The organism is Rhodococcus sp. HNM0563, assembly GCF_012726195.1.
GTDB lineage: Bacteria > Actinomycetota > Actinomycetes > Mycobacteriales > Mycobacteriaceae > Rhodococcus.
In genome coordinates this window covers 327,264-352,633 of sequence record NZ_JAASAF010000002.1, presented here as the reverse complement: position 1 = coordinate 352,633, position 25,370 = coordinate 327,264, and the positions used below count along the sequence as shown (strand labels likewise).

The following is a 25,370-nucleotide window of genomic DNA, read 5'->3' as shown; positions in this document are numbered from 1 at the left end:
CCCACGAGCAGGCTGTGGAGAGGGAACAGGCGGCGCAATGCGACTATTGAACTATCGCACTAGACTTTTGCGTATTTCCTAATTCCTCGCCCATGGTTTGGTGGATAGCTTTCGTGCTGCTGCCAATGGATCACGGCGGAACCAGTGCATCAGATACTTCGCTGTCTGGACCTTGTTTCCGGATGCCCATTCGGCGCGCGCCTGTCGGACGTCAGCGGCCATGCTGATCTGACGGGCGGTCATCAGATCTATGTCGATTCCAAGGTAGGTAGCGTAGTGCTGTCTAATCTCTTCCTTCGATCTAATCGCGTTTATAGCGGATCGCACAGATTTTCCGCCCGCCAGGCGATAGCGGCACGATGCCTCGGTACGCACGTCGATGTCACCCACAAGTGACAGGCGGATCAAGAGCTCGTAGTCCTCTGCGAATCGTGGGTGCAGTGGTAGTGGGTCGATCTGCTTGGACTTCTCATACGAGTCGCGCCGTATAACCGCAGCGCACGGCGGCCAGGGCCCGTGGCCGTTGATAAGCAGTGTCTCGGTGGTCACTGGGGAAAAACGAATGGGGAACGGTCGTTCGACTCCACCATCGGCTATTCCTATGACTGTTCCGGCTGCGACCGACAAGTTCTTGGATTCGGTGAGGATGCGGACCGAGTTGCGGACCGCGTCCGGAATAAGTTCGTCGTCAGCGTCGAGGAAGGCCAGATACTCAGTGCTTGCGTGTGCGGCACCATTAGATCTTGCAATTGCAGCACCAGCGTTTGATTGCTGGATGCACGTAGCGCCAGCTTGCCTTGCCCGTTCGGCCGTCGAGTCATCGGAACCGTCGTCGACTACGAGTACCGCTCGTGCCGAGGCTTCGAGGGCCGATCGAACGGCATTTGCGATAGTGAGTTCTGCTCGAAAGGCTGGAATCACGATCGTTAGATCGAGGGTAGGCGATGTGGAGTTCATATAGCTCGGCTTTCGACTGTAGGAGATTCACTGCTTGCCGTGTGCGATCGATTCGATCTTGTTCGGGTGTCGATTAGGCCATATATCGCCACCGCGAATAGTAGAGGTACCCAGTACTGTTGCTGATTGTAGAATGCGGATGTCATACCAAAGATCAGGATCGCTGCAATCATCGCAGCAGGTAGTGCGTTTCTTCCCTCCCTGAGGGATATGATGATTAATCTGCACAGTGCAGCGGTGATCGTTGCCATGGCGAGAATTAGGAGTATTCCGCCCTGATACCAGGCTCGGAGGAGGTAGTTGTGCACTACCGTTGTCCCGTTGAAGGTGCCTTGGTTCGTGGAGTCCATTCCGACGCCGGTAATCGGGTCATGGCGGATCGACTCAAGAGCAAAATCGTAGGTCGCCTGTCTAATTGAGAGCGAAGCAACCCCATCGTTTGTGACACCGAGAACGGTATTGACTCTGGATTCGACTGGGTTGAGGAGATCCGATGGCTCGTATCCAAGGGCGATTGTCCCGATTACAATAGAAATTACAGCGGCAAACACGGCAATTGCGGTCTTGATGGTTGCGCGACTTGCAACGAGCATGACGATTGCACCTGCTGCGAGTGCGGTCATCGTGCTGAGGCTTCCACTACCGATCAGTGCTGCTGCGTTGATTACTGCAATTAAAACGCAGGCGACGCGCTTTCGGCCTGACGCTTTGGTCGTATAGTAGTAACACATCAGAATAGTGAGTGATGCCATGAGGCCAAGGACATTGGGGTGGGCAGCGAGACCGTTAGCTCGCCCCGAGTTCGCCTCGAGTCCGAAAACTGAAGCGCCGGAAAGCTGGGCAATCCCCACGATGGACGAGATCGTCTGTATGGATATGAATCCGATTAGTGCCCGGTCAATGAAAGTTTCGTCACGGCTCGCGTAGTATCTAAGGACAAAAGGCATCATCCCTACCAGCGCGCCGAGCTGTATTCCGACCGCAAGGCTCCTTGTCGTATCGGATGAGGCTCCGGAGAATAGTGACGCGAGAGGAATTAATATCGCGCAGATAATCCAGATCGGCGCAGCGGCCGGACGTCCGACGCGCCCAAGTGCGACGCATATCACCAGGGCTGCCAACACCAGGATTTCGAAGTTATTTCCGAAAGTCGAAGCTATGAGGCGGTGAATCGGCACGATCGCGATTACGATCACCCACAGGTAGCCGCCAAGCTTTCCTTTCGGGTCCTGGTGACTGAATTGGACATGAGCGGGATTCGGAATGACCGTCATTGGTTTTCTCTGGAATTCGGATAAGGCTGTGTTTCATCCATCGGTGTGGATACCTCTGGTTTCATATCGAGACGTACTGAGATGTACCTTCAACTGCATTGCGGCACGTCCACGGTGACGACGGGATCATCGATCAATGGTTGCACCGGGACCCGGGCGGTCCCTGGAGACGTTGGTTCGGTGAGCGTGTAGACGATTTCGACGGTTTTGCCTTGTGGAATAGGGACCTGGACGTTGAACATCGGATGTCCGCGCTCCTTACCATTGTAGGCGAAGTTAGAGGTGCCGTTGATTGTTACACTTTTTAGCTTTGCGCCCTGAGTAGCGACTAGTGCAATGTCTGATAGATTCGTCCCAAATGGAGCGCCAATCGGGTTGTCGAACATGCCTGCGACATAATCCGTGTACGTACCTTCAGGAAGGTTATTTGTCAATCGAATTGTCACGCTCGAGGCGCGTGTATCTGATTCGCATGCTCCTGCGGCGTAGTGAATCTCTCTCTGCAAGTAGTAGTCGAGCTTGTTGCCTCCGAGGTTATTGATGACAACACCCGCATAGGGCGCGGAATCATCGGGGACTATGTGCCCGAGCGGAGTGCCCGCAAGGACCTCTTGCTCGCCAGGAACAGAACTCCATACGGCGAGACGCCCCTCGCTTGCTGCGCGTCCGAGTGCTTCGAGAAGCGCTTGTGGATTGGAGATGCTGCCGGTCAACTTCTCAACCACGGTCTTTGCCACTAGTTCAAGATATGCCTTGCGGGCAGCCTGATTGTCACCAAAACGTGAGTATGCGGTCGATTCGGTCAATTCCACCACGTTGTCTGCCGTGATCTTCTCACCATCGGGCAGTGTGACGTCGCCGACAACGTCAAGAACGTAGCTGAGGGCCACTGGGTCGGTTGCGATCGCACCGTCGACGCGTTCTCCGGTCTCTTGTTGCCACATCGACTGCCAAATCTGTCCCGCGTAAGGGAAATGTGAGCTCACATTGCTGTTGACGGAGCGTGTTGTGGCACCGCTGTGGCCATACGCTTGCTGGAAGTCGGGACCGAGGTCAATCGGGTCGTACTCTGGCTTGAAATCTCGTCTGGATACTTCATCGATACTTACCGCGCCATCGTTCGCCCTGGCCACCGCGAACCCGCCCAGCAACCCACCCGTCCCACGCGCCTCCGCATTGGTTTGGAACCCGATGAAGTAGCTGCGCGGACCATCCGCACCCAGCATCGCGGGTGCAATCTGCGCTGCGGTCGACGTATTGTTCAGCAGCCCAGACAATTCGGACACTTGGCTTTGAAGGTCGAGGCGCGCGTCGTCGATCAGGCCGAGATAGGTGCTGTCGACTGCTTGGGCCTGCGCATCGAGGTCGGTGGCCGCCGCGGAAGTGGTCTCGAGCACCGGAGCAGCGTCGCGAAGGGCTGCGAGATTGATGCGCGCGCCGCCGAGAATCAACTGATCCGGCGACACCGCACTGCCCGCGTCGACCGCAGGAAGCAATACATCGTGTGTGAGACCGCTCACAATTGTGGTCATTTGCCGGGTGGTGTCGAACGGGCTGCCCAACCATGGGGCGGCACCGGCGACGCGCCACGGGAACGAATCGACCGACCCCTGCGCGTCCTGAGCGTAACGGTCGGCGTCGCCGGCCGCGCGCGTTGCTGTTTCTGTATCACCCGACAGCAACGCATCTTTGGCCTGCATCGCGAAATCCTGCGCCTTCTCGAGGCTCGACTTCGCCTGGAGTCCTTCGTATCCGAGCCAGCCTACGAATCCGACCACCGCGAGAACGCCGACACCGCAGCCGATCTGCACGCGACGCCGCTTCTTGCGGCGTGCTGCAATCTCTTCGTCGGACAGGCGTCGCCGCACCTTGCGGCGACTCTGACCTGACGAATCTGACTCACCGGTAACATTGTTCACGCGGCCTGTGCCCCCTTCGTGTTCTCCCGCCGAGACGATAACCGACTTCGAGTTGGCCGTCCGTTCAAGTGGTGAGCCTCCGTAACCATAGATACACTTTGTGCGGTTGATCGTGGCAATGGTGTTGGGAGGCACCGTTCGCGATCTGTCGGGGCGGATGCAACAAAGCTGTCGTGCCTCGAGTATGTGTTTTGTCGGGTGAGGCGAGGGAGCGTGGTGCAAATACTTCCGCTGTCCCCAAGTCAGCGGGGTCTGTGGTACGCGCAGGCATTGAACCCGGACGTACCCTTCATTACTGCCCAGTACCTGGAGTTTCGGGGCAGTCTCGATCACAGCCTTGTGACGAAGGCGATGCTCCAGGCCGCGCGCGACGTGGAATCGGGATTTCTTTTTCTCGCCGAGCGTGCGGGTATTCCTGAGCAGTTCGTGGACGTCGACTATGAGGACGATGTCCCCTATGTCGATTTCCGCGGTGTCGATGACCCCGAAGCAGCCGCGCACCGCTGGATGACGACGCGCTTCTCGAAACCGCTCGATCCACTTCGAGACCGTCTGACTGCCAGCTCGCTGCTGCACGTCGAAGACGAACGATATTTCCTGTCGAGCTATGTCCACCACATTGCGCTCGACGGTCACGGCGCGATGATTCTGCTGAGTCGCGCCGCGGATCTGTATTCCGCGTGGCTCGCCGACGAGGAAACCCCGCCGGTCACCTCGTTGCAGATCGAGAAGATCACCGAATACGAGTCCGCCTACATCGGATCGAAGCGGCAGGCCGGCGACCGCGAGCATTGGGCAGACCGCCTCGCCGACCTGCCCGAACCGCTTTCTCTGATCGACGACGTCGCGCCACCGATGGTGCCTGCCCGCCGCTCCGCGACTGCAGTGTCGCGGGAACTTGCGGAGGCGATCACCACACGTGCGCAGGAAGTGAACGCCACCGACGTTCCGATCGTGCTTGCTGCGTTCGCCGCGTTCCTGGCGCGCACTCGAAGCACCACCGATGTGGTGTTGTCACTCCCGGTATCGGCGCGCACCACCGCTGCGTTGCGCCGCTCGGCGGGTGTGGTGTCGAACGTCGTCCCCCTCCGGGTGCGCCTCGACCTGGCCGCACCGGTCACCGCGCTGATCCGGAATATCCAGGTAGAGCTCAACGGCGCGTTACGCCACCAGCGATACTCCTACGCCGACATGCTCGCCGACCTCCGCGCACTCGGCCGCGAACACACCGAGACCCGTAACGCTTTCGGGCCCGTCGTCAACGTCATGAATTTCCATCAGTCGATCGTCTACGGCGACGTGCCCGCCGACTATCACGTGCAATCAACCGGGCCGGTGGACGACCTGTCGGTGAACGTGTATGCGGGAATCCCGGGCCGCTCTCTTCGCGTCGATTTCGAGGCGAACCCCAACCTATACACGCAGGATTACCTCGATTTTCTGCACCGCAGGTTCCTCGATTTCCTCTCGCATTTCGTCAGCGATCCGTCGGCGCCTGTGGGCGATCTGCCGTTCGCCACCGCCGCCGAACTCGATGGGTTCACCCCGGCGCGTGGCCGAAGCACGCCCGCACCGGCGCTGTTGCCTGACTTGCTGACCGCACACGCCCAGACGTCTCGCGTGGCTGTGCGCGACCGCAGCGAAGTACTCACCTACCGAGAACTCGACGCGGCATCCGACGAACTGGCCCACCGTCTTGTCGCCGCAGGCGCAGGCCCCGAAGACCGGGTCGCGGTGCTGCTTCCACGCTCGATCGACTCGGTGATCGCGCTGTGGGCCGTCGCGAAGACCGGCGCCGCATACACCCCGACCGACCCGGAACTTCCCGCGGTTCGTCTCGCGGAACTCCTCACCGGCATTCAGGTGGCCGTCGCGGGTGAGCACCCGCATCTGCCAGCGCACATCACACGCATCACGCCTGGTCGCGGCAACGACACCACGGTGACGTTCACCGCCGAGCACCGGGTGCGCCCCCTGCACCTCGACAACCCCGCGTGGGTGATCCACACCTCCGGCTCCACTGGCACACCCAAGGCCGTCGCCGTCGGACACCGCGGCATCGCCGCGCTTGTGACAACTCTTCGCGACCGCTACCGCGCCGACCCCGACTCGCGTGTGCTGCACCTTGCCGCACCCAGCTTCGACGCATCACTGCAGGAGCTACTGCTGGCCTTCGACGCAGGCGCGACCGTGGTGATCTGCCCGCCCGATGCCGTCGGCGGTCCCGCCCTTGCGACACTGCTGCGCACCGAACGCGTCACCCACGCCATCACCGCACCCGCGGTGCTGTCCGTCACCCCGGAGCACGGGCTGCCCGATCTGACGATGCTCGACGCCGGTGGCGAATCGGTGCCGCAGGCCGTGGCCGACCGCTGGTCGCCCGGACGCACCATGCTCAACGCCTACGGGCCGACGGAAACCACCGTCCTCGCAACGCTGAGCGCGCCACTCGAGCCCGGCGCGGGTGTCCCCATCGGGCGACCCATCGATGGCATGACCGCCGTGGTCTTCGACTCTCGCCTGCATCCCGTTCCCGTCGGTGTGTCCGGCGAGCTGTATCTCGGGGGAGATGCCGTGGCCCGCGGCTACCTCGGCGCACCCGCACTCACCGCCGAACGCTTCGTGGCATCCCCGTTCGGTGGTCGGGTGTATCGCACGGGCGATGTGGTGCGCTGGCATTCCGATGGTCAGCTCGTCTTCCTCGGTCGCGCTGATCAGCAGGTGAAGATCCGTGGCCGCCGCATCGAGCTCGGGGAAATCGAAACGGCCCTCACCTCGTTCGACGCCGTGCGCGCCGCCACCGTCGTGGTGCGCGGCGAGCACCTCGCCGCGTATGTGGTGGGTGAGGTGGATACAGCCGATCTGACCATCCACCTCGCCGAACAACTTCCCGGTTACTTGCGACCCACGTCGATCACCGTGCTCGACGTTTTGCCGCTCACCCCGGGCGGCAAGATCGACCATCGCGAATTGCCGGAGCCCGCGGCCGTTTCCGCAGGTTCGAAGCCGCTGAACGGACCCACCGAGACCCTCGTCGCGGGCCTGTTCTCCGATCTCACTGGCGCCGACACGGTGGGCGGCGACGCCGACTTCTTCGAACTCGGCGGCCATTCGCTCGGGGCCGCGCAGCTCGCCGCGCGCCTCGGTGCTGCGCTCGGCCGCGACGTGCAGCTCCGCGACGTATTCGAGCATCCCACCGTCGCCCGCCTTGCCGTCGCCGCCGAAGCACGTCCGCTCTCGGCGTCGGCGCCGGTCGCGCTGGCCGATACCGGACCGGCGCCGCTCGCCCCGGCTCAGCAGCGGTTGCTGCTTCTCGCTCGCGCGCACCGCGACCCGGCGGCTTACCATCTGCCCTTCGCCCTGTATCTGGACGGCAACCTCGACGTGCAGGCACTGCGGGCCGCGATCTCGGATGTGCTCGGGCGCCACGACATTCTTCGCAGTGTTTTCACAGTCACTTCCGACGGGCCGGTGCAGGAGGCCCTGCACCTCGACCGCGCGATGTCGGTGCTCGACTTCACGCCCGAAGATGCCGACGAAGACGCTGTCGAGTCGCTGATCGCGGAGTGGGCGGCAGCGCCGTTCGACCTCGCCGTCGATATCCCGTTCCGCGTCCGGCTGCTGCGTATCGACCAGCGTCGGCACGTACTCGCGGTGGTCGCGCACCACATCGCGCTCGACGGTGCGTCGTTCGTGCCGCTCACCGTCGACGTCGCTGCCGCGTACGCCGCGCGCGCCGAAGGGAACGCACCCGCGTGGGAGCCACTGCCGTTGCAGTACCGCGACTACGCCCGCTGGCACCGCGACCGGCTCGGCGACACCGCCGATTCCGCGAGCCCCGCGGGGCGCGAACTCGCCTACTGGAACACGGCTCTGGGTGGACTCGACTCCGCGGCACCGCTGCCCACCGACCGGCCCCGGGGCGGTGGGTTCGGCCCGGCCGCCACGGTGGAGTTCACGGTCTCCGCGGAGCAGGTCGACGCACTGCGCGCGATCGCCGCTGCTCACGACGCCACCGTGTTCATGGCTGTGCACGCCGCGGTCGCGGTGTGGTTGTCGGTGTGGACTTCGGGTCGCGACATCGCGATCGGCACGGGCACCGCCGGCCGCGACCATCCCGACCTCGACGCCCTCGTCGGCATGTTCGTCGGCACCGTCGCATTGCGACTCGACGTCGATCCCGCCGCGCCGTTCACGTCGTTGCTCACCGCAGCCAGGAGCACCGACGTCGACGCGTTCGCGCATGCCACCGTGCCGTTCGAGCAGGTCGTCGACGCACTCGGATTCAGTCCGTTCAGCGTGATGCTCGCCTACGACAACGTCGACGTCCCCGATCTCGAACTGCCGGGTCTCACGGCGAGGCCGCAGGAAATCGGCTCGGCGCAAGCACGGTTCGACCTCGAGATCTCGATACGTGCCATGCGCGATGGGTCCTTGACGGGCCGGCTCGTCTACGACACGGAACTGTTCGACCACGCCACCATCGCCACGTGGTCGCAGCGACTGGGTGTGGTGCTCGAACATGTGGCGCAGCACCCTACCGCGCCGGTGAGCGATGTGGACCTCGGTGCTGTGCCGGTGACGGTGGCCGAACCCGGACCCGAGGCCACCTTCGCCGAGATCATCGAACGATCCTCGGCGCGGGTGTTCGAGCCGGGTGGCGAGCCGCTCCATATCGCAACTGCTGCGCGTCCGCTGGCGTGGTCGCTGATCGGCAGGGGAGTGGGAGCCGAAGACCGTGTGGCGGTGATGTTGCCGCGCGGGGCGTCGTCGGTGGTTGCGGCCGCCGCGGTGTCGCTGACCGGCGCGGCGTTCGTGCCCGTCGATCCGGGTCAGCCCGCCGCCCGCATCAATGCGCTGCTCACCGACTCCGACGTCGAATTCGCCGTCGCGGGCCCCGGCGTGCCCGTCCCGGCCGGTGTGGAGATCGTGCCGTTCACTGTCGACGGGAACACCCGGGAAATCACCGATGCCGACCGTGTGCGCCCGGTGCATCTCGACAATCTCGCCTATCTCGTCTACACCTCGGGCTCGACGGGCAAGCCGAAGGGCGTGGCGGTGTCGCAGCGCGGACTCGGGCCGCTCGCACACTCTTTCGTCGAGCGTTTCGCGCTGCACGACGACGCCCGTGTATTGCACTTCGCGAATCCGGCTTTCGACGGTGCCGTCCTCGAACAGGTGATGGCCCTGACAGCAGGCGGAACGCTCGTGGTGGCGCCACCCGATGTGTTCGGCGGCGACGAATTGCTCGAACTGCTTCGACGTGAACGCATCACGCACTGGTTCACCACGCCGTCGGTGCCCACCCAGCTCGACCCGGACGGACTCGACCACCTCGAAGTCCTCGCGGTGGGCGGCGAGAGGTGGCCGGAGGAGACCGCGGCACGGTGGTCGCCGGGCCGCACCATGCTGAATGTGTACGGGCCCACCGAGACCACGGTGATCGCCACGTCCAGCACCCCGCTGCGGCCCGGCGACAAGCTCACCATCGGCACCGGCCTCGTCGGTGTCACCGCGGCGGTGCTCGATCACCGATTGCAGCCGGTGCCCGACGGCGTGACCGGCGAGCTCTACCTCATGGGGCAGGGCGTGGCGCGCGGCTACCTCGACGCGCCCGCTCTCACCGCCGAGCGTTTCGTCGCCGATCCTTTCGGGGGCGGACGCATGTACCGCACGGGCGACCTCGTGCGCTGGACCCGTGCGCGGTTCTGGCAGTCAGGGCTACCAAAAGCGCGCACGGGCGACGACGTCGCACTCGAATTCGTGGGCCGCGCCGACCATCAGGTCAAGATCCGCGGGTTCCGCATCGAACTCGGCGAGATCGACACCGTGCTGCAAGACAATCCGGGTGTGCGTACCGCCGTCACCCTCGTCCGCGATGGCGCGCTCGCCGCTTACGTCCACAGCCCCGACACCGAACTCGACGGCCGGGAGATCCGCGAGCGGCTCGCCGCGCGCCTGCCGCGTCACATGGTGCCCGCCACCGTCACCGTGCTCGATGCGGTGCCGCTCACCAGCACCGGGAAGATCGACCGTGCCGCACTGCCCGAACCGGCCGGTGCATCCACCGTCCACGGGTTCCGGAGCGTCACCGAAGAACTCGTCGCGGGGATCGTCGGCGATGTGCTGGGTGCTCCCGCCGTGTCGGGCGACGACGACTTCTTCGCGATCGGCGGCAACTCGCTGCTGGCGACCACCCTCGCAGCTCGCCTGGGTGCGGTCGCAGCGCGACGGGTGGGTGTGCGCGACGTGTTCGAGAACCCCACCGTCGCCGACCTCGCACGCGCGCTCGGCTCCCCGGGCGCGGTCGCCGCCATCCCGCTCGTCCACAGCGACGACACCACCGACGCACCGCTCGCCCCCGCGCAGCAGCGCATGTGGCTCGTCAACCGGTTCGACGTGGCCGCCGGGACGGACGGCGGCGACCACATCGCGTTCGCCGTCGACCTTCCGCGAGACACCGACCTCGACGCGCTGCGCGGCGCGTTCTCCGACGTCATCGCCCGGCACGCGACACTGCGCACCATCTATCCCGACGGCGGTGACGGGCCGCGTCAGCACCTGCTCGACACCGTGGAACTCGACCTCACACCCGTCGATGCACCCGCCGACCTCGACGATCGGATGAACGAGTTCGCCCGAACACGTTACGATCTCACCTCCGACGCGCCGATCCGCGCGAAGCTGTACCGCACCGGCGACGGGTTCACACTCGCTGTGGTGCTCCACCACATCGCAGCCGACGGATTGTCGCTGCTCCCTCTCGGACGCGACGTCGCGACCGCATATGCTGCTCGTCGAGCCGGCGAGACCCCCGACCTCGCCGGTTCTCCGGTCACCTACCGCGACTACGCGCGCTGGCACGCCGCCGTTCTCGGCGACGAGAACGATCCCGCGAGCCTCGCCGCGACGCAGCTGGCGTACTGGAAGCGGACGCTCGCAGGCGCCTCACCGCTGCTCGAACTTCCCGCCGACCGCCCGCGCAGCAACGTCACCACCGGCACGGCAGGGCAGGTCGGTTTCACGGTGCCCGCCGAATTGCACGCGGCGATCGACAAGCTCGCCCGAGCCAACGACGTCACCCCCTTCATGGTGGTGCACGCCGCATTCGCGACGCTGTTGTCGTCGCTCGCCGCCACCGACGACATCGTCATCGGCACGCCGGTGTCGGGACGTACCGATGCCGGGCTCGACGACATGGTGGGCATGTTCGTCGGCACTGTTCCGCTGCGTGTGTCGGTGCGGCCGTGGGAGAGCTTCACCGACCTCCTCGCCGACGCGCGCCGCGCGGATCTCGATGCGTTCGCTCACGCCGACGTGCCGTTCGACCGGATCGTCGCAGCGGTGGACGCGAGCGCGAGCGGGCATCACCCGGTGTTCCAGGTGATCCTCGCCTACGAAAGTTTCGGCATCGACACCTTCAGGGTGCCCGGCACGACCGTGCGCGAGTTGCCGTCGGGCACTGCGCGGGTGGACCTCGAGCTGAACCTTCGCGATCACCGCACCGACGCGGGCACGCCCGCGGGTTTCACCGGAACCTTCAGTTTTCCTGCGGAAATGTTCGACACGGCCACCGTGGTGGAGTGGCGGAAATCGTTTGTGGGTATCCTCGACTCGGTTACCGCAGACCCGGCTCTGCCCGTCGGCGGTATTCCACTGCGTGGCGCCGACCACACCCCCGTCGGCGTCACGCTTCCCCCGGTGGCCGCTTCGCCCATCGATCTCCTTGCCGCTCGCGTCGCCGACGACGCCGAGGCCGTCGCGTTGTCTGCCGACGGACAGTCCCTGAGCTACGGGCAACTGTGGTCGCGTTCGGGCGGACTCGCCGCGGTGCTGCGTGAGCGGGGTATCGGCACCGACGACGTGGTGGCCGTGGCGTTGCCGCGTTCGCTCGATCTCGTCGTCACGCTCCTCGCCGTCGCCCGGGCCGGGGCGATCTACCTGCCCGTCGACGTCACTCACCCCGCGGCGCGTCTGCAGACCCTCTTCGAAGATGCGTCGCCTTCGGTTGTGCTCGCGCAGAGCGGTTTCGACTCACCCGTGCCCGCATTGCACATCGACGACCCCGTGATCGCTGCCCGCATCGACGACGGCGCCGATTTCGACTCGTCCACCCACACCGACAGCGGCGCCTACCTGATCTACACGTCCGGTTCCACGGGCACCCCGAAGGGTGTGCTCGTCACCCACCGCAACCTCGCAACGCTGCTTGCTGCCACCACATTCGATCTCGGTTGTGTCCCCGGTGACGTGTGGACGATGTTCCACTCGCCTGCCTTCGACTTCTCGGTGTGGGAGATGTGGGGAGCGCTCACCACGGGTGCGCGTCTCGTCGTGATCGATCACCACACGGTCCGCGATCCTGCCGCTTTCGCCGAACTTCTCGGCCGAGAGCGCGTCACGGTCCTGAACCAGACACCGCGCGCTTTCTACCAACTCGCAGACCTCGACGTGACCCTGCCCGGCCTGCGCCTCGTGATCTTCGGCGGCGAAGCACTCGACCCGGCGCGGGTGGTGCCGTGGGCGCAGCGGCACCCGCACGCACATGTGGTCAACATGTTCGGTATCACCGAGACCACCGTGCACCTCACCGCGGGGGAAGCCACAGCACCGGGAATCGGCAGCCCCCTTGCGGGGACGGCAGTCGACCTCCTCGACGTGTCGCTGCGGCATGCGTTGCCCGGCGCGATCGGCGAAATGTATGTTGCCGGTGATCAGCTGGCCCGCGGCTACCGCGGGAGGCCCGGACTCACCGCCACCCGGTTCGTCGCCGCTCCCGGTGGGGCCCGCCGGTACCGAACCGGTGATCTCGCCCGCCGCGATCGCGCAGGTGGGCTGCGTTACCTCGGCCGCGCCGACCACCAGATCGAACTGCGCGGCTACCGCATCGAACCCGGCGAGATCGAAGCGGCACTGCTCGCATGCGATGGCGTGTCCGAGGCCGCGGTGCTGCTGCGCGACGACAAGCTCGTCGCCTACCTCGTGGGCGGCGACAGCACCGCTGCGCTGAACGAACTGCGCCGCACCCTGCCCGACTACCTCGTGCCCGCGGCTGCCGTGTCGCTCGGTGAGCTGCCGCGCACCGCCAACGGCAAACTCGACCGCGACGCGCTGCCTGCACCCGAGGTCATCGGTGCCGGAGGAGCGGCCCCGCACGGGCCTGTCGAAGAACTCGTTGCCGAGGTCGTCCTCGATCTCCTCGGTGCGGGCAACGCGAAAATCTCTGCGACCGAAGACTTCTTCCACCTCGGCGGTAACTCGCTGCTCGCCACCCGCCTCGCTGGCCGACTCACCGACATCACCGACGTCGACGTCACCGTCCGCGACATCTTCGACGCCCGCACCGTCGCGGGACTCGCCGCGATCGTTGCGGAGCGCACCGGCGCCGGACGCTCGCGTCCGCCACTGGTGGCCGGTGAGGGCCCCGCCCCGCTGTCGGCAGCGCAGCAGCGTTTGTGGTTCGTCAACCGGTTCGACCCGGCGTCGCCCGGCTACAACCTTCCGTTCGCGGTGCAGCTCGACGGTGATCTCGACGTCGACGCGCTCGCCGCAGCGCTGAGCGATCTCGTCGAGCGGCACCGCACCCTGCGCACCGTGTACCCCACGGCGACCGAACAGGTGCTGCTGCCCGCCGAACGCGTCTCCGCCGACCCCATCGCGACCCCGGCTGATGCGCTCGACGATGCCGCAGCCGAATTCGCGGCTGCCGGTTTCGATCTCACCGTCGACCGGCCGATCCGCACCCGGCTGTACCGGACGGTACCCGGGCGACACGTGCTCGTGGTGGTGCTGCACCACATCGCCGCCGACGGATGGTCGCTGACTCCGCTACTGCGCGACATCGCCGTCGCCTACGCAGCCCGCCGCGCGGGAACGTCGCCGGCGTGGACGCCGCTGCCCGTGCAGTACAGCGACTACGCGCGACGTCAACGCGCGATCGCCGAAGACCAGCTCCCGTTCTGGCTCACCGAACTGGCCGGACTGCCCGACGAAACGACCCTGCCCGGTGACCGGCCGCGCCCTTCCGAACCCACCGGGCGCGGCGCCGCGCATGTCGTGTCGCTCGACGCCGATCTGGTAGACGGCCTGCACGATCTCGCCCGCACCGGACACGCGACGCTGTTCATGGTGCTGCACGCCGCACTCGCGACCCTGCTGCAACGACACGGCGCCGGACGCGACATCCCCATCGGCACCGTCGTCTCGGGCCGTGGTGAACCGCAACTCGACGACCTCGTCGGCATGTTCGTCGGCACCCACGTGCTGCGCACCGACGTGAACCCCGATGCGACGTTCGCCGAGTTCCTCGAGCAGGTGCGTGGCCGCGACGTCGCCGCCTACATGCATCCCGATGCGCCGTTCGAGACGCTCGTCGAACACCTCAACCCCGTGCGCAGCGCGGCGCGTCACCCGCTGTTCCAGGTGTCGCTGTCGCTGAGCCGGCCCACCGTCGGTACCGCCGAACTGCCCGGCGTCGAGGTCTCGGTGCTGCCCATCGACACCCGCTACACGCAGCTCGACCTGCAGGTCACCGCAACCCCGACCGACACCGGACTCGAGATCGAATTCTTCTACAGCACAGACTTGTACGATGAGGCGACCATCACCGCTGTCGCAGACCGATACACCGCGATCCTGCGGGCCGCCGCCGGAGACCCGCACGTCCGCCTCGGCGACATCGACCTCATCGACGGGCAGACCCCCGTCGTGGCGGGACGCTTCGCCGCCTCGACCCGGTCACTGCGGCAGCGCCTCGCCGCGGGCGCCGACTTCGGCGGCGACAACCTGGCCGTGCGCGACGGCGACCGTGAACTCACCTACCCCGAACTCGTCTTCTACGCCGACGATCTCGCCGCACGCCTGCAGGACGAGGGTGTGCGACCGGGCGATGCGGTGGCGTGCGCATACCCGCGGTCGCTGGAATCGGTGCTCGCCGTGTGGGGCGTAGTCCGGGCCGGGGCAGCCCCGATGCTCGTCGATCCCGCCCAGCCCACCGCGCGTCTCGCCGCGATGCTCGACGGTGTCGCTGTCGGAGTGGGGGAGAGCGACACCCTGCCCACCGCGGTGAGGTGGATACCCGTCGACAACGGCACCGACTACGACCCCACCCCGGTGTTCGAGCCTGCGCCCGATTCGCCCGCGTACTACGTGTTCACCTCCGGCACGTCCGGAAACCCCAAGGGCGTCACCATCACCCAGCGTGGTGTGAGCGCCTTCGCCGACGACATCGCCCAGGATCTCGCTGCCACGCCCGGCGACCGGGTACTGCACGTGGCCGCGCCCAGCTTCGACGCGGCGATGCTCGAAATCCTCACCGCGGGGATCTCCGGTGCGACGCTGATCGTGGCCGGCGCCGACAGCTACGGCGGCGCCGCCCTCGGCGACCTCCTCGACCGCGACGCCATCACCCACGCGGTGATGACCCCGTCCACCCTCGCGACCGTGCCGCCGCGCGCCCTGCCGCGCCTGCGGGTGCTCATGCTCGGCGGCGACCGGCTCACGTCCGCGCTCGTCGACCGCTGGTCGCCGGGACGCACCCTGATCAACAGCTACGGCCCCGCCGAAACCACCATGTTCGTCACCAACTCGCGGCCACTGCAGTCGGGCGACGACATCGTGATCGGCAAGCCCGTGCGTGCGGCGTCGGTGGTCGTGCTCGACGACCGGCTGCAGCCGGTGCCCGTCGGCGTGATCGGCGAACTGTATGTGGGCGGCGGACGTCTCGCCACCGGCTACCGAGGAGCCCCGGCCCGCACCGCCGAACGCTTCATTGCCGCACCGGACGGCACCCGCCGCTACCGCACCGGCGATCTCGTGCGGTGGCGCCGCGACGGCACCCTCGAATTCCACGGCCGCAGCGACAGTCAGTTCAAACTGCGCGGGGTGCGCATCGAACCCGGCGAGATCGACGCGGCGCTGTCGGCTCTGAGCGGCGTCGACCGTTCTGTCACATTGCCGTGCAACGGGATTCTCACCTCGTACGTCACACCCGCCGAAGTCGACGTCGACGAGATCCGCGGCGCCCTTCGCAGCGTGCTGCCCGCGCATCTCGTGCCCACGGTGATCGTGCCGCTCGAGGCGATCCCCCTGACCGCGCACGGCAAGCTCGACGTCGCGGCGCTGCCCGCGTTGTCGTCGCCGGAGTCGTCCGAGCCCGCGACCCCCACCGAGATCACGGTGGCACGGATCCTGAGCGATCTGCTCGAGCGTGACACGGTGGGTCGCGGCGACGACTTCTTCGGCATCGGCGGCAACTCGCTGCTCGCGACCGTCCTCGTCGGACGTCTGCGCGACGAGACCGGTGTGAGCGTGTCGCTGCGGACGCTGTTCACCCATCCGACCGTCGCCGCGCTCGCCGCGGTGATCGACGCAGATGGCCCCACACGTGACGACGGGCCGGTCGCGGTGTCGCCGCGACCCGACCGCATCCCGCTCAGCCGCGCCCAGCGTCGCCTATGGGGCCTGGGCACCCTCGCACCCGAGGCATACCGCCTGCACAGCACCGTCCGGCTGCGCGGCCCTCTCGACGTGTCGGCCCTCGAAGAAGCACTCGACGACGTGACGCAACGCCACGAAATCCTGCGCACCGACTACGTCGTCGACGGCGACGGTGTGCAGCAGGTGGTGACCGGACGGGGACGGTGGTCGAGCCGGCTCGAACCCGTCGCGGAGAACCTGCACCTGCTGCATCTCGACGTCGACCACTCGATTGCCGACGGCGCGTCGCTGCGCCCACTGCTGCGTGATCTCACCGTCGCCTATCTCGCGCGGGTCGCAGGGATGGCCCCGCAGTGGGAGCCGCTGCCACTGCAGTACGCCGACTACGCACTGTGGGAGCAGAACCGCGGTGTGCCCGCAGTCGATGCCGAACACTGGCGGCGCGCGCTCGACGGTCTCGTCGTCAGCGAACTGCCCGCGGACCACACCGGCGCCGAGAGCATCGCGCAACGCGTCGACTTCGAAATCCCCAGCGACGTGCGCGAACGTGTCGCGGAGCTGGCTCATGAACACGGCGCCACCGAATTCATGGTGCTGCACGCCACGCTGTCGGTGCTGCTCGCCCGACTCGGCGCGCACGACGACGTCGCGGTCGCCGCCGTCACCGGTGGACGCCACTGGGCGCAGCTCGAAGACCTCGTCGGCCCGTTCCTCGACACCCTGGTGCTGCGGGCGCGCGTCTCGGCCGATATGCCGTTCGCCGGTCTGCTCGCCCAGGTACGCGACTTCGACGTCGCCGCCTTCGATCACACCGCCATGCCGTTCGAGCAGGTGGTCGCCGACATCCACGGCACCCCGCAGGTGGCGCTGGCGGTGCAGGACTTCGGCGTGGAGCCCCTGCAAGTGGGTGAGCTGACGCTCGAAGCCCAGGAAAGCGTCGACGACACACCGAAATTCGATCTGCAGTTCTCGCTGGCTGTGTCGCCCGGTGGCTATGCCGGGACGTTGTTGTTCGACGCCTCCCGATTCGCCGAGCCCACCGCCGCGCGACTCACCGAGCGATTCGTGACGATCCTGGGCGCACTCACCGCCGCACCTGACGCCGCGGTGGGAGAAGCCGAGTTCGCCCCGGTGGCCGAACCTCTCGCCGGCGGTGCCCCTGCACAGGCGCGCACCCTGCCGGAACTGCTGCGCGCCACCGCCGCGGCGCATCCCGACCGCGAAGCGCTGCGCGGCGACGGCATCTCGCTCACCTACCGCGAACTCGACGAACAATCCGACGACCTCGCAGCCGACCTGCGCGCATCCGGTGCCGGGCCGGGCCGGGTAGTGCACATCGACCTGCCCCGCAGCGTCGCCTACATCCGCATGCTGTGGGCCGTCACCAAGACTGGTGCGGCGTTCACGTCGTCCGCCGGCATGGAACCCGCGGGTGTGGGGGAGCAGTGCCCGCCCGACGTCGCCTATGTGGTTGCGACGTCCGGTTCCACCGGCACTCCGAAACGTGTCGCGGTGACGCACCGCGGACTCGGGCCGCTCGCCGCCGAAATCGGGCGCCGCTACCGGGTGAATCCCGGAGATCGTGTGCTGCACGGCTACTCACCCGCCTTCGACGCAGCGCTGCTCGAGCTATTGCTCGCACACACCACCGGGGCAACGCTGGTGGTTGCGCCTCCGGACGTGTATGCAGGACCCGATCTGCACCACCTGCTCGTCGACGAGCACATCACCCACTACCTGTCGACACCCACAGTGCTCGGCACCCTCGACCCCGATGGGCTGCCCGACCTGCGCGTGGTCGCGTCGGGCGGCGAATCGCTCGCACCCGCTCTGGCCGCGCGGTGGGCCACCGGCCGCACGATGCTCGATGCCTACGGACCCAGCGAAGCGACGATCGTCTCGACCCTCGTCGAGATCACCGGCGACGCACCGGCGGGCATCGGCAGCCCGGTGCCCGGCACCGTCGCCCACATCCTCGACGCCCGCCTGCAGCCGGTGCCCGACGGGGCCGTCGGCGAGCTCTACCTCGCCGGTGAAGGATTGGCCGCCGGCTACCTCGATGCGCCCGCGCTCACAGCCGAGCGCTTCGTCGCAGCGCCGGACGGCACCCGCATGTACCGCACGGGCGACCTCGTGCACCGCACCGGCGACTCACTCGCCTACCGCGGCCGCACCGACCGGCAACTCAAGGTGCGCGGCGTGCGCATCGAACCCGGCGAACTCGAAGCGTCGCTGCTCGCACAGCCCGACGTGCGGCACGCCGCGGTCCTCGCGCTCGGCGGCACGCTGGTGGCGTTCGTCGCAGGTCACCAACTGACCGCGCATGACGTGCACGCGTCGCTGTCGCTGGTGGTGCCGCCGCAGCGTATGCCCGGCCGGGTGCGTGTCGTGGACGCGCTACCGCTGACCGGCAACGGCAAACTCGACGTCGCGGCGCTCGAAGCGCTCGATGCCGCGCAACCGTTCGACGACGTCGTGATCGACGATCGCCCGCTCACCGACGCCGAGGAGCTCGTCGTCACGATCGCCGAACACGTCCTCGGCACCCGACCGTCCGCGCACCGAAGCTTCTTCGCGGCGGGCGGCGATTCGTTGTCTGCCGTCGGGTTCGCCGCGCGCCTGACCGACGCGTTCGGCACGGAAGTGCCCGTGCGCGCGGTGCTGCACGCGCCGACCCTCGCGGCACTCGCCCACGACATCGGGGGCGAGCGGACCGACGATGCCCGGGCCCAGCTGCAACGATCCAGCGCTGACGAACCCGCGCCGCTCGCTCCCGCGCAGCGACGACTGTGGCTGCTGAACCGTCTCGAACCCGACACCGCTGCGTATGTCGTGCCGGTCGTCCTCTCGGTCACCGGTGACCTCGACATCGACGCGTTGGCTGCGGCGGTGGGTGACGTGATCGACCGCCACCGGCCCCTGCGCACCGCTCATCTCGACACCGGCCAGATCCTGACCGATCCGCCTGTGCTCGAACACCTCTCACCCACGGATGTCGCCGCCGCGATCGCCGAGACCGTCACGACGCCGTTCGATCTCGTCACCGAGGCGCCGCTGCGGATCCGCCTGCTCGACGTCGAACCCGGCAGCTGGATCCTCGCTGCCGCGGTACACCACATCGTGTTCGACGGCGGCTCGGTCGGCCCGCTGCTCGACGATCTGTCGCGCGCCTACACCGCGCGCCTCGCGGGAGGGGCACCCCGATTCGCGGAGCTGCCCGTCACCTACGGCGACTACGCCCGCTGGCAACGTGAGCTGCTCGGCGATCCCGCCGACCCGGGCGCGCTCGCCGCACGGCAACTCGACTACTGGGCAACCACTCTCGACGGCGTCCCCGACAGCCCGCTACCGCTACCCACCGACCGGCCGCGGCCCCCGCGTCCGACGCACCGCGGCGAGCAGACCGTCGTGCGCCTGGGTGCCGAGCTTCACCAGCGGTTGCGCGAGAGCGCACGCAGCCACGACGTGACGGTGTTCATGCTGGCCCACGCTGTGCTCGTCGCGCTGCTCGCGCGCCGCAGCGGACGCGACGACATCACCGTCGGCACCGTCGTGGCCGGTCGCGGCGACCGCCGGCTCGAGCGTCTCGTCGGCATGTTCGTCGGCACCGTGCCCCTGCGTACCGTCGTCGACCCCGCCCAGTCCTTCGACGCCCTGCTGAGCGAGGTGCGATCCGTGGACCTCGGCGGGTTCGCCCACGCCGACGTGCCGTTCGAAGAAGTGGTCGCGAAGGTCGCGCCGACCCGCGAACGGGCCTACCACCCGCTGTTCCAGGTGCTGCTCACCCACCGCGGCGTGGTCGGTGAGTCGCTGCCGCAGCTGCCCGGACTGCAGATCACCGAGGCCGAGGCCGGTGCGCCGCCCGCGCAGTTCGACCTGGTGCTCGAGGTCGTCGAGCGCGGGCATCGCGACGGCATCGACCTGCGTCTCGTGCACGCCGTCGACCTCTTCGATACCGCCACCGCAGAGTCTCTGCTCGCGGACTACGTGTCGCTGCTCGCCGATGCCGTCGAGCGTCCGGAGGTGCCCGTCGGCGACCTCGACGTCCCCGCACCCGCACCGTTGTCGTCACCCGCCGTCGAGATGCGCACCCTCGTCGACCTGCTCGACGACACCGCCGCCGAGCACCCCGGCGCGATTGCCGTGCAGGGCGGAGACGTGGTGTGGACGTACTCGGGCCTCTCCGCCCGCGCCGACGAGATCGCCGCCGACCTCGCGCGACGCGGCGTGGGCCCCGGCGACGTCGTCGCGATTTCGTCGCCGCGCGATCAGCATTGGCCGCTCGCGGTGTGGGCGGTCGCCAAGAGCGGTGCCGCGTGGGTCTCGGTGGATCCGGCGCAGCCCGCCGCACGCATCGACGCGATCCTGCGCGACAGCGGCGCCGTCCTCGGACTCACCGTCGGCGAGCACGGACCCGGCAATCTGACCTGGCTCGACCTCACCGCCGACCGCGACGACGTGCTGGTGCCCGCGTCACCGATCGTGCGCGTCGACGACGTCGCCTACGTCATCTACACCTCCGGGACGACGGGCACCCCGAAGGGCGTCGAAGTGACGCACCGCGGACTGACCGCCCTCGTCGACCTGCAGCGCGAACGTCTCGGCGCCGCGCCCGGCGTGCGGGTGCTGCAGGCGGCGTCGCACACCTTCGACGCCGCGGTGTTCGAACTGCTCACCGCGCACGCGCACGGGGGCACGCTGGTGACAGCGCCCGAGCACACCTTCGCCGGGGAACCGTTGCAGCAGTTGATCGTCGAACAGCGCATCACTCACGCCAACCTCACGCCCACCGTGCTCGCGACCCTGTCGCCGGAAGTGAAACGGCTGACCCTGGTCGCTGCGGGGGAATCGCTGCCCGCGTCGCTCGCCGGGAAGTGGTCGGGGCACCGGCTGTTCAACGGATACGGTCCCACCGAACTGACCGTCGGCGTGTCGGTGAGTGGACCGCTGCGCGGCGGTGAGAAGCCCGGCATCGGAGTCCCGGTCGCGGGTGCGACCGCGCACGTCCTCGATGCGCGGCTGCACCCGGTGCCCGCCGGCGCGGTCGGCGAGCTGTACGTGAGCGGCAACGGCCTCGCGCGAGGATACCGAAACCGAAGTGCCGATACCGCAACACGATTCGTGGCCGATCCGTACGGCGCGCCCGGCGGGCGGTTGTATCGCACGGGTGATCTCGTGCGGATCGTCCGCGGCGAACTGGAACACATGGGCCGGGCCGACGACCAGGTGCAGATCCACGGCATCCGCGTCGAACCCGCCGAGGTCGACGCCGTGCTCCTCGCCGACCCGCAGGTCGACGCTGCCGTCACCGTCCCGATCGCAGGCGAAGTCGCCCTCGCCTCCTACGTGCAGGGCACCGCGACGAGCGAAAGCCTGCGGCGACGCGTCGCCGCCCACCTCCCACGCCACCTGCGGCCCGCAACCATCACCCTCGTCGACGCCATGCCGCTCACGTCGTCGGGCAAGATCGACCGCGCGGCACTGCCGAGCCCCGACGCAGCCGCGACCGAGTTCGTGGCACCGGTGGGGCCGGTCGCGCAGACCGTCGCCGCACTCTTCGCGCGGCATCTCGACGTGCCCGTCGAAAGCGTCTCGGCGGACCGAGGGTTCTTCGATCTCGGTGGAAGTTCCATCACCGCCGTCGCGCTGGCCGGTGATCTGCGCACCGCACTCGATCGGGACATTCCACTCGAATGGCTCTTCACTGCAACGACAGTCGACGAGCTGGCCCGGCTCATCGAGCGCGGCGGCGACGTACCCGACCCGTTCGCGACGATCGTCGAACTCGCCGCGGGCGACGCCCGTCCGCCGCTGTTCTGCATTCACCCCATCAGTGGGCTCTCGTGGACCTACCGCGGACTCGGCGAGTACCTGGACGGCCGCACCCTCTACGGGGTGCAGGCCACCGGATCGGGGGACATGGCGCACAGCATTCCGGAATTCGCCGCGCGGTATGTCGACGCCATCCGTAAAGTACAGCCCGATGGTCCCTATCACCTGCTCGGATGGTCGGTCGGCGGCACCATCGCTCACGAAATCGCTGTGCAGCTACGGGAAAGCGGCGACCACGTGGGGGTGCTTGCACTGCTCGACACCCTGACACCGGAAACCCTTCCGCTCGGCGACACCCCCGAGCGGGACACCGCCGTCGACACCGCGTCGCTGCCCGACGACCTCGCGGGCGACGTGCTCCGTCGGGTCGACGCGGCAGCCGAAGCCGTCGAAGCCGCCGCGCTGCGCCACACACCACGTACCTACGAAGGCGACATCGACTTGTTCGTCGCCACCCCCGATCTCGACCGGCACCCAGAGCTCGCTGCGACCTGGCAGCGATATGTGCGCGGTCTCGTCGTCGAACACCCTGTGCCGTACACGCACTCGGAGTTGACCGGTTCGGATGCAGTCCGTTCGATCGGCCCGGCCCTTGCCAGTGCGCTGGCAGACCGTGACGACCGTCCCACCGTGCCCGCTGGGTGCGCAGTAACCGCAACGAGGGAGACGCCCTGATGGAAGTACACGATTACCTGCGAATTCTGCAGGCGAGGTGGAAGATCGTCGCCGTGACGACGGTCGTCGCGGTCCTCGCCGCGCTCGGTGCGTCACTGCTCACCACTCCGCAGTACGAAGCGAAGACGCGGATGTTCGTGTCGACGTCGTCGGGCGGATCCGTGCAGGAGATCTACCAGGGCAACCTGTTCTCGCAGCAGCGAGTCGCGTCGTACACCAAGCTGCTGACGGGCACGAACCTCGCCGAGCGCACCATCGACACGCTCGGATTCACCGACATGACACCCAACGAGCTGGCCTCGAAGGTCACCGCGGCGTCGGCACCCGACACCGTTCTGATCGACATGGCCGTGACCGACCCGTCGCCCGAGCGGGCTCGCGACATCGCCAACGCGATGTCCGACGAGTTCGTCACCATGGTCCGGGAACTCGAAACCCCCGAGAACGGTGGCCCGCCCACGGCGCGTGTCGTGGTGGAAACCCACGCTGCGACCCCGGCTGCGCCGGTGACGCCCAAGACCATGCGCAACGTCGCGCTCGGCCTGGCCGTCGGTGTGCTGCTCGGTATCGCCCTCGCGGTGCTGCGCGACCGCCTCGACAACACCGTCAAGGATCGCGAAGCCATCGAGGAGATCGCCGGAGCCGGTGTGGTCGGTGTGATCCCGATGGACAAGGCGCGGCAGGACACGCCTCCCATCTCGTTCGTCGACGCCAACAGCGGCGACGCCGAGGCCTACCGGGAGATGCGCACCAACCTGCAGTTCCTCGAAGTGGACCACCCGCCGCGCTCGATCGTGGTCACCAGCGCCCTGCCCACCGAAGGCAAGACGACCACCGCGATCAACCTTGCGCTGGTGCTCACCGAGGCCGGGCACACCGTCGCACTGGTCGAGGGCGACCTGCGTCGTCCCCGCGTGTCGAAGTACCTCGGCGTGATGAGCGGCGCTGGTCTGTCGACGGTGCTCGCGAACCAGGCCTCGATCGCCGACGTCATGCAGACCACCAAGTACGACGGTCTGTGGGTGCTCGGCGCGGGCGCGTTGCCGCCGAACCCGTCCGAACTGCTGGGCTCCGACCACGCCCGCGATGTGCTCGAAGACCTGCGGTCGCGGTTCGATTACGTCATCATCGACGCGCCGCCGCTGCTGCCCGTCACCGATGCCGCTGTGCTCAGCACCATCACCGACGGCGCTCTGCTCATCGCGCGCCACGGCAAGACCACCAAGGAACAGCTCTCCCGGGCGGTCGGGAACCTGCGTGCGGTCAACGCGACCGTGCTCGGCACGATCCTCAACATGACCCCGGCGAAGGGCCGCGGCGGCTCGTACGAGTACCGGTACTACTACGAGACCGACAAACCGGCCGACGTCAGTGCGACGACGACGGCGGCACCGGTCGCGGCGCAGCGGGTTGTGAATCCGCCCGTTCCACAGCGTCAGAGTGAGCAGTCCCCGCGCCGTGCAGTCCCGCAGCACCAGGAAGGGTCCGATTCGGGTCAGCATGCGACGCCCGACGCGACGCAGGCGATGCCGTATGGCACCGGTGGTGACCATCCGCGCAGCAACGGCCACGGCAACGACTCGTGGCGGGTATCCGAGTTCCCACAGGCGCCGGCACGTCACAGCGACGAGCAGTACCCGCCGCAGGCGTACTCGGCGGTGCGACCGACCAACGGTCATGCGGCCGAGCACCAGGCGTCGCGGCCGGTGATCCAAGCAGCGCGACGCCCGGTCGACGAATCAGACCCGGATTCGGGCAAGCAGGGGTAGCAACAGATCGGCAATCTCCGAACCGACCGCGACGAACGTCTCCTCGTCCTGGCCCATCGGATCGGTGATGTCTTCCGGTCCGGGCTCAGCATTGTGCTGAGTCCGGGCCGCTGCCAATTCTGCGACGGTGGTGGCGTTGCTCGCCTCCATGAGACGGGCCGCTTCCTTGAGCGTGAACGTCACGCGCATCATGCGCGGTGCTACCTCGACGACCTTGTTGCGCTGCCGTTCGCTCATGGTGATGACCATGTCGGAGTCTTCCGCGAGCGCAGGTGTGATGCGCTGGGCGGTGAATCCCTCGGGGTCTCCGCCGAGCTGCTGCAGCACGAGCGCTGCCGTGGGTTCCATCCCGTACCCGACCATTGCGCGGGTTCCACCGCTGTGCGCGGTGAGATCGGCCCGGCCGGCCTCTGCCGCGTATGCGGATGTCAGGCGTTCAGCGGTGGGAGAGCGGCAAACGTTTCCGGTGCACACAAAGAAGATCCGCATTGGGCGATCGTAGGGGA

Annotated in this window: 6 protein-coding genes; 2 read left to right on the top strand and 4 right to left on the bottom strand. The window is 67.3% G+C overall.

The window, feature by feature from the left end; translation table 11 throughout:
- Window positions 1–78: 78 nt before the first annotated feature.
- The 3 genes from HCA61_RS05320 to HCA61_RS05310 form a co-directional block, all read right to left on the bottom strand.
- Window positions 79–957, bottom strand: coding sequence for a glycosyltransferase (locus tag HCA61_RS05320; protein WP_169687127.1), 879 nt, complete (start codon window positions 955–957; stop codon window positions 79–81).
- On the bottom strand, window positions 954–2,231 hold the full coding sequence (locus tag HCA61_RS05315; RefSeq protein WP_169687126.1) for an O-antigen ligase family protein: 1,278 nt from the start codon (window positions 2,229–2,231) through the stop codon (window positions 954–956). Before HCA61_RS05315 ends, HCA61_RS05320 begins: the two co-directional genes overlap by 4 nt.
- 89 nt (window positions 2,232–2,320) lie before the next feature.
- Window positions 2,321–4,150, bottom strand: a complete 1,830-nt coding sequence (locus HCA61_RS05310) for a DUF4012 domain-containing protein (RefSeq protein ID WP_346777491.1) — start codon at window positions 4,148–4,150, stop codon at window positions 2,321–2,323.
- Window positions 4,151–4,363: 213 nt separating this feature from the next.
- On the opposite strand from HCA61_RS05310, the gene HCA61_RS05305 reads away from it, so the two are divergent.
- Entirely contained in the window at window positions 4,364–23,095 is an 18,732-nt protein-coding gene (locus tag HCA61_RS05305) for an amino acid adenylation domain-containing protein (protein WP_346777490.1), read from the top strand.
- Window positions 23,095–24,864, top strand: coding sequence for a polysaccharide biosynthesis tyrosine autokinase (locus HCA61_RS05300; protein WP_169687125.1), 1,770 nt, complete (start codon window positions 23,095–23,097; stop codon window positions 24,862–24,864). The genes HCA61_RS05305 and HCA61_RS05300 overlap by 1 nt, the downstream gene beginning before the upstream one ends.
- Here the strand turns inward: HCA61_RS05300 and HCA61_RS05295 are convergent.
- Entirely contained in the window at window positions 24,835–25,353 is a 519-nt protein-coding gene (locus HCA61_RS05295) for a protein tyrosine phosphatase (protein WP_169687124.1), read from the bottom strand. The two genes, HCA61_RS05300 and HCA61_RS05295, sit on opposite strands and share 30 nt — an antisense overlap.
- Between the last annotated feature and the right edge of the window lie 17 nt (window positions 25,354–25,370).